The organism is Propioniciclava sp., from assembly GCF_036744435.1.
Classification (GTDB): domain Bacteria; phylum Actinomycetota; class Actinomycetes; order Propionibacteriales; family Propionibacteriaceae; genus Propioniciclava.
The window spans coordinates 37,236-47,492 of record NZ_DAIOIA010000008.1 but is presented as its reverse complement, the minus strand read 5'-3'; the positions used below and the strand labels follow the sequence as shown (position 1 = coordinate 47,492).

General features: G+C 71.3%; 10 protein-coding genes. 3 read left to right on the top strand and 7 right to left on the bottom strand.

The window, feature by feature from the left end; all coding sequences use genetic code 11:
- Positions 1–111 precede the first annotated feature (111 nt).
- The 5 genes from V7E09_RS02200 to V7E09_RS02180 all read right to left on the bottom strand — a co-directional run bounded on the left by V7E09_RS02200 (position 112) and on the right by V7E09_RS02180 (position 4,192).
- A complete protein-coding gene (locus V7E09_RS02200) occupies positions 112–360 on the bottom strand; it encodes a hypothetical protein (protein ID WP_324511004.1) in 249 nt (82 codons plus the stop codon).
- 173 nt (positions 361–533) lie between these two features.
- Positions 534–797 carry a hypothetical protein gene (locus V7E09_RS02195; protein WP_324511003.1) on the bottom strand — a complete coding sequence of 88 codons (264 nt, stop codon included), beginning with the start codon at positions 795–797 and terminating at the stop codon, positions 534–536.
- 34 nt (positions 798–831) lie between these two features.
- On the bottom strand, positions 832–1,680 hold the full coding sequence (locus tag V7E09_RS02190; RefSeq protein ID WP_324511002.1) for a transglutaminase family protein: 849 nt from the start codon (positions 1,678–1,680) through the stop codon (positions 832–834).
- A complete protein-coding gene (locus tag V7E09_RS02185) occupies positions 1,677–2,606 on the bottom strand; it encodes an alpha-E domain-containing protein (RefSeq protein WP_324511001.1) in 930 nt (309 codons plus the stop codon). The genes V7E09_RS02190 and V7E09_RS02185 overlap by 4 nt, the downstream gene beginning before the upstream one ends.
- Positions 2,600–4,192: a circularly permuted type 2 ATP-grasp protein gene (locus V7E09_RS02180; RefSeq protein WP_324511000.1), complete on the bottom strand. Its 1,593-nt coding sequence runs from the start codon at positions 4,190–4,192 to the stop codon at positions 2,600–2,602. The genes V7E09_RS02185 and V7E09_RS02180 overlap by 7 nt, the downstream gene beginning before the upstream one ends.
- An 81-nt stretch (positions 4,193–4,273) precedes the next feature.
- On the opposite strand from V7E09_RS02180, the gene V7E09_RS02175 reads away from it, so the two are divergent.
- The 3 genes from V7E09_RS02175 to V7E09_RS02165 are packed head-to-tail and all read left to right on the top strand — an operon-like array spanning position 4,274 to position 8,466.
- The gene (locus V7E09_RS02175; RefSeq protein ID WP_324510999.1) at positions 4,274–6,694 is read left to right on the top strand and encodes a circularly permuted type 2 ATP-grasp protein; all 2,421 of its coding nucleotides are present in this window, start codon (positions 4,274–4,276) and stop codon (positions 6,692–6,694) included.
- Positions 6,691–7,599 carry a transglutaminase family protein gene (locus tag V7E09_RS02170; protein WP_324510998.1) on the top strand — a complete coding sequence of 303 codons (909 nt, stop codon included), beginning with the start codon at positions 6,691–6,693 and terminating at the stop codon, positions 7,597–7,599. Before V7E09_RS02175 ends, V7E09_RS02170 begins: the two co-directional genes overlap by 4 nt.
- Before the next feature lie 42 nt (positions 7,600–7,641).
- Complete coding sequence (locus tag V7E09_RS02165) at positions 7,642–8,466, top strand: transglutaminase-like domain-containing protein (protein WP_324510997.1); 825 nt, start codon at positions 7,642–7,644, stop codon at positions 8,464–8,466.
- A gap of 160 nt (positions 8,467–8,626) precedes the next feature.
- Here the strand turns inward: V7E09_RS02165 and V7E09_RS02160 are convergent, their stop codons facing one another.
- Both V7E09_RS02160 and V7E09_RS02155 read right to left on the bottom strand, forming a co-directional pair.
- Positions 8,627–9,118 (bottom strand): phosphoribosyltransferase, encoded by a 492-nt coding sequence (locus V7E09_RS02160; RefSeq protein WP_324522956.1) that lies wholly within the window; start codon positions 9,116–9,118, stop codon positions 8,627–8,629.
- A 53-nt stretch (positions 9,119–9,171) separates the two neighbouring features.
- Positions 9,172–10,071: an EamA family transporter gene (locus V7E09_RS02155; RefSeq protein ID WP_324522955.1), complete on the bottom strand. Its 900-nt coding sequence runs from the start codon at positions 10,069–10,071 to the stop codon at positions 9,172–9,174.
- Positions 10,072–10,257 lie beyond the last annotated feature (186 nt).

Sequence of the window (10,257 nt, the reverse complement as noted above, 5' to 3'; positions counted from 1 at the left end):
GCCGACGACTGAGGCTGAGATCGTCGAGGACTGACGGGCTGCATGGTGGGGGCCGTTGATCTGGCGCTCCGCCGCCCCAGAACCCAGGACGACGGGCCCGGGACGCTCGGTTCAGTCGTGATGACCGTGGCGTTGCATCTCCTCGACGATCCAGCGTGCCGTCTCACGTGGGCAGGCCCCCGGATCGCTGAACGAGACAGCGAACACCCCGGTGATCTCGGTGAGTTGCGGGACGCCCTGCAGCCCGAGGATTTCGTCGGCTTCCGATGCGTACTCATCCCGCGGGCCCCCCGCAGCAACCAACCCGACAGGGTCTGCCTGCGCCAGAATCTCGATGAGCACATCCCGTGAAATCGCCATGTCCACAGCGTAGAAGACCAGGGACGCCGGGCTCTGACGTGTGCGCCCTTCGAGGCGCGCGAACCCGCACGTGGTTGGGCCGCTCCACGGTCCTCGGCGACGGGAGGCTCAGTCCTCGGCGGACCAACCCGAGTCCTCGGCGGACCCAACCTCAGTCCTCGGCGGGCGTAGCCTCAGTCCTCGGCGGGGTCGGTCCGGGGTGTGAGTGACCGCACCAAGGCCGCCGCCAGGTCTGCGACCGAGATCGTGTCGGCGTCGACGTCGGGCAGGTCGTCCAGGTGGGCGGTCATCCCCTGGAGGAACTCCTCGGGGCTGAAGGTGCTCCACTTCTGCGGCGAGTCGTGGGCGCTGTCGCGCAAGTCCCAGAGGGCGTCCACGAGGTCGAACGTCGTGCGTGCCGCGCTCAGCCGTTGCAGCCCCCGCGTCCGGTCATCCATGCTGTGCTCCTCGGATCCTGGGCGTGGCGATCGGTCAGCGCATCCGGGTCATGGAGACCTCGACGTACATGCCCACCGCCGGACCTCCGGTGAAGATGCCGCGCATGGGCGGGACGTCGGAGTAGTCGCGGCCGCGGCCGACGACGACGTGATCGTTGCGCACGATGCCCGAGTTGGTCGGATCCAGCGGCACCCAACTGCCCGCCCAGTATTCGATCCACGCGTGGGACTGGCCGGTCACCGGCTCGTCGATGCCCTGGCCCTCATCCGTCATCAGGTAGCCGGACACGTAGCGGGCCGGTACCCCGGCGACGCGCAGCGCGCCGATGGTCAGGTGGGAGAGGTCCTGACACACGCCGGCGCCCTTGCTCCACACCTCATCGGCCGTCGTGGAGACGCTCGTCACGCCCGGAACGTACGCGATCCGCTCGGCGATGAGCGCCCGTGCGGACGCCACCAGAACCTCCGGCGTGGCGGCTCGGCCGGCGAGGTCCGCCATCGTCGCGGCGAGATCCGGATGGGGCGCCACCAGGCGGCGGCACTCGAGGAACTCGGCGAAGTCGCTGAGCAACTGCGGGGTGCGCAGCGTCGCCCAGGACGCCGACCGGTCCCCGTCGCTACCGCGATTGACGTCCACGGTGCTCGTCGACACCACCCGCAACTGATCGTGCAACTCATGCACCTCGAAACTGGTGACGGCTGTGCCCCAGTAGTCGGTGTACGCATGCGTCCAGGCGGTCGGGCTGACGTCGAGTCGGGTGTGCAGCACGACCTGGCTGCCGTCGGACAGGGGCGTCATCCGCACTTCGTTGAACGAGGACGTCGCCCCACCGTCGTAGCGGTACCCGGTCGAGTGGACCACCCGCAGCGTCGAGGACGTCATGCCACACCCCCGCTCCACACCGGCGTCGCCGCCCCGACGAAGTAGCGGTGCGCGATGGCCGCGTCGACATCGACGCACACCTGCTGCAACTGTCTCAGCCGTTCGGGCAACTCCGACAGCACCTCCGACAAGCTTTGATACTCCAGCTCGGCTCGCGCCCGGCCCAGCAGCCGCAGGCCTTCGCTGGGGAACCCGCTGCGTCGCGAACCCGGCTCCAGTTCGGTGAGCGCCTCTTCGGCCATGCTCAGCGAGTGGACGACGGACCGGGGGAACAACCGATCCAACAGCAGGAACTCGGCGGCGTCGTGGCCCAGCGTCGCCGCCCCGTGGGTGCGCCGGTAGGCGTGGAGCGCCCCGCTGGCCCGCAGCGCGTTGTTCCAGGCGCTCACCGAACGCCGGTTCGCCGACACCCACAGCAGCAGCCGGGCGATCATGTCGACCCGCTCCAGTTGGCGCCCCAGCTGCAGGAACTGCCAGCCGTCGTCGTGACTCATCGTCGTGTCGGCGATCCCCGAGATCAGGACGCAGCGATCTCGGACGAACGCCAGGGCGGCGAGCGGACGCCGTCGTCGCAGTTCGTCGGCACGCACGGCGTTCCAGGTGGTGTTGAGGCTCTCCCACATCTCCGGGGGGACGGTTTCGCGGGCCCGCCGTGCGGACTCGCGTCCTCCGCCGAGGGAGGCCAGGACCGAGCAGGGGGCGGTCGGGTGGTACTGGAAGGTGCGCAGCACCTCGTCGGAGGTGACCGGCCCGCTGGGCGGCTCCATGCCCAGGACGGCGTACAGGGTGGCGGTGGAGAGCTGCGTGTCCACGGATGGATCCTCGACCAGCAACTGCAGGTACACGTCGAGGATGCGGGAGGTGTCCTCGGCCCGTTCCACGTATCGGCCGATCCAGTACAGCGATTCCGCGATCCGGCTCAGCACGTCGCCACCCCCTCCCGCGCCGCCACGGCGGCCTGTTGCTGTTGCTCCTGCTGGGACTGCGGCGGCCGGATGCGGACGTCCTCGCGCCGCTGCATCGCCATCGCGACCGGATGGATGCTCGCCTCGGGGATCTCCTCGTGGGGGTACTCCGACGTGTCGGCCAGCACCCAGGTGTCCTTCGACCCGCCGCCCTGACTGGAGTTCACGATCAGCTCACCCTCCGGAAGGGCAACCCGGGTCAGGCCTCCGGGAAGCACCCAGACCCCGCTGCCGTCATTGACCGCGAACGGACGCAGGTCCACGTGGCGAGGGACGAGCTTGTCGTTGATCATCGTCGGCACCGTCGACAGTTGCACCACCGGCTGGGCGATCCAGCCGCGCGGGTCGACCTCGATCCGGGCACGCAGCGCCGCGATCTCCTGCGGGGACGCGGCGGGCCCGATCACGATGCCCTTGCCGCCGGACCCGTCGACGGGCTTGATAACCAGTTCGTCCATCCGGTCGAGGACCTCTTCGCGGTGGGCGTCCTCTTCGAGCCGCCACGTGTCGACGCCCCGGATGACCGGCTCCTCACCCAGGTAGTACCGGATCAGGTCGGGCACGTAGGTGTAGACGAGTTTGTCGTCGGCGACGCCGTTGCCGACGGCGTTCGCGAGGGTGACGTTGCCGCGGCGCGCCGCGTTCATCAGCCCGGCGACGCCCAGGAGCGAATCCGAGCGGAAGGTGGCCGGGTCGAGGAACTCGTCGTCGACGCGGCGGTAGATGACGTGCACCGGACGCAGCCCCTGGGTGGTGCGCACGGACACGTAGCCGTTCTGACACACCAGGTCGCGGCCCTCGACGAGTTCGCAGCCCATCATCCGCGCCAGCAAGGCGTGCTCGTAGTAGGCGGAGTTGAACACGCCCGGGGTCAGGACGACCACGTTGGGGTCGGCCACCCCGCGGGGCGCACACGCCGTCAGCGCGGCCCGCAGCCGCAGCGGATACTCCTGCACGGAGCGGAGCTGATGCAGGGCCGCGACCTCGGGAAGCGCTGCTGACAAGGCGCGACGGTTGGAGATGACGTAGGAGACGCCGGAGGGCACCCGCACGTTGTCCTCCAGGACGCGGAAGTCGCCCTGGGGATCGCGGATCAGGTCGACCCCGGCGACGTGGACGCGGACGCCGTTGGGCGGGGTGATGCCGTGCGCGGCCCGGTGGAAATGGTGGGAGGTGGTGACGACCTTGCGAGGCATGACGCCATCGGTGAACACGCGGCCCTCGCCGTACACATCGTCGAGGAAGCGTTCCAGCGCCAGCACACGCTGCTTGACGCCCGCCTCGACGACCGCCCACTCGGCGGCCTGCACGAGCCGCGGGACGATGTCGAGCGGAAACGGCGTCTCGCGTCCGCCCAGGTCGAAGGTGACGCCCTGATCCACGTAGGTGCGGCGCAGGAACTCCACCCGCGTCCTCAGCTCGGCCGGATCGAGCTGGCCGAGGGCCTCGACGACGCCCGCGGCGGCGGGGCGGGGCGACCCGTCCGCGAAGAACACTTCGTCGAACGAGTCCGGGCGGAGGGGGTAGCCGTCGAACCAGGGGCTCATGGGGCCGAAACTATCCGGTGACCGTTTCCGACGTGTTTCGATTCGGTTCCACCTGGTGTCGAGCCCCTAGGCTCGGGGCCGATGAACGCCGCAGCCTCCGTGCCCGGTCTGACCCCGGGTGAACTCCGTCAGCGCGTGTCGGCCGTCGCCGGGATGATCGAGGGTGACGGGATCGTCGCCGGGTCGGACGCCGACGGCCGCCTGCGTCCGCTGCGCGTCGATCCCGGCCCGCTGATCCTCGGCGCCGTCGAATGGGCGGGACTGGAACGGGCGTTGGCGCAGCGGGCGACGCTCCTGGATCTCGTCCTGGCCGACCTGTACGGCCCCCGCGCACTCGTCACGCGGGGCCTGGTGCCGCCGCAGATCGTCGTCGGGCATCCCGGGTTCTTCGCGGCGGCGGCCGGGATCCCCACCCGGGGCGCGCTCCTGACCACCGCCGCCGACCTCGGCAAGGACGCCGACGGGCAGTGGCGGGTCCTGGCCGACCGCACCCAGCGTCCGTTGGGTGCCGGCTACGCGATGGCGATCCGCCGCGTGATCGCCCGCGCGCTGGCTCCCGTGCACCGGGCGACGCCGTTGCGCCGGCTGCGCGGCTACTTCGACGCCCTCCGCTCGGGGCTGCTCGAACTGGGGGCCACCGCGTCGGAGGCCCCCCGCGTCGTCATGCTGCGCTCACCGGAGGAGGAAGAGGCCGCGTTCGACGAGATGTTCGCCGCGACCCTGCTCGGGTTCCCTGTGGTCGTCGCCGACGACCTGGCCCTGCGCGGGGGTCGGCTGTGGCTCACCACCACCGGCCGTGACGAGCCCGTCGACGTCCTGGTGCGGCGGGTGGACGCTCGCCGCGCCGACCCGCTGGACCTGGCTCCCGGCTCGGACGCAGGCATTCCCGGCCTCGTGGAGGCCACCCGGCGCGGGAACGTCCGCGTGGTGAACCCGGTGGGGGCGGGGGTGCTGGAGAACCCGGCGCTCGGCGCCTTCCTGCCCGCGATCTCCCGTGCCCTCCTGGATGAGGACCTGCTGCTGCCGTCGGCCCGCACCTGGTGGTGCGGCGAGGACGCCGGACGCCGACACGCCGCCGACCACCTCGATGACATCGTGCTCGCCCCCCTGGCGTCGCTCCCCGGTCGCGGTCGGGTGTTCACCGCCGAGCTGACCCGCGACGAGCGCGCCGCGCTGTGGGCCCGCGTCGAGTCGGAGCCGTGGGCGTGGTGCGCCCAGGAGGTCCTGCCTCCCTGGGACGTGGAACTCGTCGGGACGCCCGGCACGGCCGCCCGGGCGGGACTGCTGCGCACCTTCACCCTCACCGGGGTGAATGGCGCCACCGTGATGCCTGGCGGGCTGGCCCGGTTCGCGGCCCAGGACGACGCCCGCCGCGTCCCCTCGCTCGCCGACGCCGTCGCCAAGGACGTCTGGGTCCTGGACGGGGACGCCGATCGCGCCGAGGCCCCCGCCGGGAAGCGCGACCGGGACCGCATCGAGGTCGCCGCGGCGACCGTGGGCCCGGTGCCGTTGCCCCCGCGAGCCGCCGAGGACCTGTACTGGTTCGGGCGCTACGTGGAGCGGGCCGAGTCGACGGCCCGGCTTCTGCTGGTCGCCGACGACCTGGTCGAGGACCACCTCACCCGGCCGGGGACCATCGGCCACACCGCCATGGTGGCGATGCTCGGTGCGGTCGACGCGGTGACGTCCGTGCAGCGCTACCGGGGCCGCACGCACGGTCCGGACACGGCCGTTGCCCCGGTCGGCGACGACCCGGTCCGGCACCTGCGCGACCTGGTGTTCGAGCCGGGACGCCACGGCAGCGTCCGGTTCTCGGCGGCGCGCGCCAACCAAGCGGCATCGCGCGTCCGCGAACTGCTGTCGTTGGACGCCTGGCTGGTGCTCAGCCGCCTGCAGCGCACGCTGGTGCCGGGCAACGCGACCGACGAGGACCTGCCCGGGGTCCTCGCCGCGGTCATCGAGGCATGCCTGGCGCTGTCGGGGATGAGCGCGGAGGGGCTCGTGCGGGATGCCAGCTGGGCGTTCCACGACGCCGGCCGCCGCGTTGAGCGCGCCCAGGAAACGGTGCGGGTGCTGCGCCGGACGTTGCCCGCCGCGTCGACCCGGGGTGCCTCGCTGGTGCGGGAGGCGACCCTGCGGGCCCGGGAGAGCCTGCTGTCGTACCGGAGGCGCCGCGCGGAGGGCGGCCGGAGCCGCACCCCGCTCGCGACGGCGCTGGAGCTGCTCCTGCTGGACGAGACCAACCCGCGCTCGGTGGCCTACCAGCTCGACCGGCTCCACGACGACCTGCGGCACGCGCCCTCGCCGGAGCCCCTGGCCGCGCTGCGCGTCCCGACACTGGGGCTCGCCGGGGCGGACGCCACCGCGCTCGCCCTGGCCCCGGACGCATTGGCGTCCTTCCTGGAGGAACTGGAGGCGCAACTACGGACGGTGTCCGGGAGCGTCGAGGCGGCCTGCTTCCCGCATCGGGCCCCGCAGCACAGCTTCGAGGAGCGGCGATGAAACCCCTCGACCCGCAGCATTTCGAGCGGCGCCGCTACGAGGTGGAGCATGTGACCGCCTACGACTACACCTCCGACGTGCGGGCCAGCTACGGACGGGCCTGTCTGCGTCCCCGCGACACCGGCACCCAACGCGTCCTCGAGCATCGCATCCGGGTATCGCCCGAACCCGGCCTGCTCAGCGAGCACACAGACCTGTTCGGAAACGCCAGCCACTACGTGGAGATCCAGCAGCCGCACCGCCGCCTGGAGGTCGCCAAGACCAGCCTCGTGCAGGTGGACGCCGTCACGCCCGACCTGAGCGCGCTCGACCGCTGGACCGTCGCCGAGGCGGCCGCCGTGCCGCCGCCGGGCGACCCGACGCTGGGGGCCGCCTACCTGCTGCCCTCGGCGCTCATCCGGGCCACCGGCGGGCTGCGGGAACGCGCCCTGGCCGCGCTCCCGCCCGATGCGCCCTTGGGTGTGTCGCTGGATCGGCTGATCACGGGCATCTACACCGACTTCACCTACGCCAGCGGGGTCACCAACGTGAGGACGTCGCTGGCGGAACTGCTCGAACTGAAGGCAGGCGTGTGCCAGGACTTCGCGCACCTGGCCATCGGCTGCCTGCGGGCCGTCGGACTACCCGCCCGCTACGTCAGCGGCTACCTGGAAACGCAGCCGCCGCCCGGGCGTCCGAAGCTCCGCGGGGCGGACGCGACCCACGCATGGGCGTCCGTGGGCCTGCCCGACGGCACCTGGCTGGACCTGGATCCCACCAACGACTGCGTCGCCGATGGACGCTACGTCACCACCGCCTGGGGGCGGGACTATCGTGACGTCACCCCGCTCAAGGGGGTCATCTTCACCGAGGGGACGACGAGCTCGCTGACCGTGAGCGTCGACGTGCACCGCGTCGAGGACTGACCCACCCCCCGTTCGCTCGTCGCCCGTTCGGAGAGGTCCCCCATGTCCCAGCCCCTCACCCATGTCTCCTCGCATCTGGAGGCCGAGGTCACCGCCGTGGCCGAGATCGTCCTCAGCGTCGCGGTCGCCTACGGAGGCGTCGAGGAGACGCTCCAGGTGACCCTCGACGGCGTCCCGCTGGAGGTGGTGGAGGTCACCGCCCCGCACGGGACGCGGCTGCACGTCCTGCGCGACGTTGCCCCGGGGTCGCTGGTCGTCGACTATCGGGCGTCCGTCCCGGACGGACACAGCCCGGGGCCGGTCTCGACGGAGCAGGTCGCCGCCGATCCGCTTGAACGGATCACCTATCTGCGTCCCAGCCGATACGCCGAGTCGGACGCGCTCGCGCACGTGGCGGCGGCCGGCTTCGACGGTCTGGACGGGAAGAACCTCCTCGATGCGGTGAGCTCCTGGGTAGGTCAGCACCTCACCTATGTGAGTGGCTCCAGCGGCCCGACCGACGGCGCGGTGAAGATCTACCTGGAGCGGGCGGGCGTGTGCCGCGACTATGCGCACCTGGTGACGGCGCTGCTGCGTTCGCGCGGCGTCCCGGCACGGCTGGTGTCGGTGTACGCCCCCGGCCTGGAACCGATGGACTTCCACGCGGTCGTCGAGGCCCGGCTGGACGACGCCTGGTACCTGCTGGACGCCACCAACCTGGCGCCCCGCCAGGCGATGGTGCGGATCGCGACCGGCCGCGACGCCGCCGACACGGCGTTCATGACGGTGAACGCGGGCGGGATGAACTTCACCGGCATGCGCGTGACGGCCGTCCGCGATCCCGACCTCCCCGTCGACGACATCACCACGCTCGTCCGCCTCCCCTGACCCGCCGAGGACTGAGCCTGACCTCGCCGAGGACTGAGGTTCTGCGTGTCGAGGACTCGGGTGAGGGGCCGCCACGGCTGACCGAACGCCCGGGGACGAAACGCGCAACCGTGCGCTGCCCGACCACGGGCTTCGCAGTGCGTCAACCCGGAGAGCGGCCTCAGTTGTCCAGGCGGGTGGTGTTCTTCAACGGCGGAAGGCTCGACCACGGGAAGGCGATCCACTCGTCGGTGCGCTTCCACACGTAGTCACAGGCGATCACCGAGCGCGGCTTCTCGTACAGCACGGCCGTGCGCGACTCGCTGGTGTGCTCGTCGCAGAAGTCACGCACCAGCCGCAGCGTCTCGCCGGTGTCCGCGACGTCGTCGATGATCAGGACGCTGCGGCCGTCCAGATAGTTCGTGGCGGGCAACGGCGGCAGGAACACGGGTGCAGGCAGACGTTCGTCGACGCCGGTGTAGAACTCGACGTTGATGATGTGAATGTTCTTCTGGTCCAGCGCGTACGCGATCGCGCCCGCGGGCAGCAACCCGCCGCGCGTGATGGACAGCATCACGTCCGGCTCATACCCCGAATCGACGATCTGCTGGGCGAGTTCACGCGCAGCCTCCCCGAATCGCTCCCACGTCAAGATCTCGCGCACCTCACCCATGACGACATTCTGGCAGGAGCAGCGGGCGGCGTCCGGGCGGGGACGCGGGGCGGTCAGCCCGCGTCGGGCTCCACCGGGCCGCGCCGCGCCCGCGTCCGCAGAGCGAATGCACCGCTGGCGACCCCGACGCCGAGCAGCATGATCGCCGCCCCGACGAGTTCGCCGACCGACGGCACCTCGTGCAGCACCAGCCACGCGGACGCGATCCCGACGACGGGCACGAGCAGGATGTAGGGAACCACCGACGTCGCGGGATGCCGAGCCAGCAGTCCGTTGTAGATCGTGTAGCCGACCAGGGATGCGGCGATCACGGTGTAGGCGGTGCCCAGAATGGACGCCCAGCCGAAGCTGGCGAAGCCGTCCGCTACGGCTGCCGGGCCATCGATGAGGAGGCTGAGCGCCAGGGCGGGGATGGGCACCACTAACCCCGACCACACCACCATCGACAGGCCCGAGGTCACCTTCGCGTGTCGGACCAGCACGTTGCCGATCGCCCAGGACCCTGCCGCGGCGACGGTCACCAGCAGCGGAACGATGGGTGCGCTGACGCCGTGCGCGACCGCGATGAGGCACAACCCGACGGTGCCCAGCAGAACTCCGACGAGTTGCTCGCGTCGGGGCCGTTCGCGGAGCCCGAACCAAGCCAGCAGCACGGTGAACAGCACCTGGGCCTGCAGGACCAGGGACGCCAACCCTGCGGGCATTCCCATCGCGATCGCCAGGTAGAGCAGGCTGAACTGGCCCAGGCTCATGGCGAGGCCGACCAGCAGGACGGTACGCGGTGGGGCGTCCGGTCGTGGCACGAACAGGATCGCGGGGAACACCACGAACACGAACCGGACTGCCAGGAACATCAGCGGCGGCAGGTCGGCCATGCCGAGGTCGATGGCGATGAAGTTGAGGCCCCACAGGACGGCGACGAGGACGGCGAGGAGACGATCACGAGTGGGCACCCCCACAGGGTGGCACGTCGTCTCGGCGGGGATGAGCGCGTCCGCGCCCGTGTGGGACTGACCGAGGGCTCGCGCATCGCGCGTCCCGGTCCTCGACGGCCTGAACCCCAGTCCTCGGCGACCGCAACCTCAGTCCTCGGCGACCGCAGGCTGAGTCCTCGGCGACCGCAGGCTGAGTCCTCGGCG

Coding starts and splice junctions, on each gene's coding strand:
- V7E09_RS02200 (WP_324511004.1), bottom strand. CDS start 360: ATGGCGATTTCACGGGATGTGCTCATCGAGATTCTGGCGCAGGCAGAC.
- V7E09_RS02195 (WP_324511003.1), bottom strand. CDS start 797: ATGGATGACCGGACGCGGGGGCTGCAACGGCTGAGCGCGGCACGCACG.
- V7E09_RS02190 (WP_324511002.1), bottom strand. CDS start 1,680: ATGACGTCCTCGACGCTGCGGGTGGTCCACTCGACCGGGTACCGCTAC.
- V7E09_RS02180 (WP_324511000.1), bottom strand. CDS start 4,192: ATGAGCCCCTGGTTCGACGGCTACCCCCTCCGCCCGGACTCGTTCGAC.
- V7E09_RS02175 (WP_324510999.1), top strand. CDS start 4,274: ATGAACGCCGCAGCCTCCGTGCCCGGTCTGACCCCGGGTGAACTCCGT.
- V7E09_RS02170 (WP_324510998.1), top strand. CDS start 6,691: ATGAAACCCCTCGACCCGCAGCATTTCGAGCGGCGCCGCTACGAGGTG.
- V7E09_RS02165 (WP_324510997.1), top strand. CDS start 7,642: ATGTCCCAGCCCCTCACCCATGTCTCCTCGCATCTGGAGGCCGAGGTC.
- V7E09_RS02160 (WP_324522956.1), bottom strand. CDS start 9,118: ATGGGTGAGGTGCGCGAGATCTTGACGTGGGAGCGATTCGGGGAGGCT.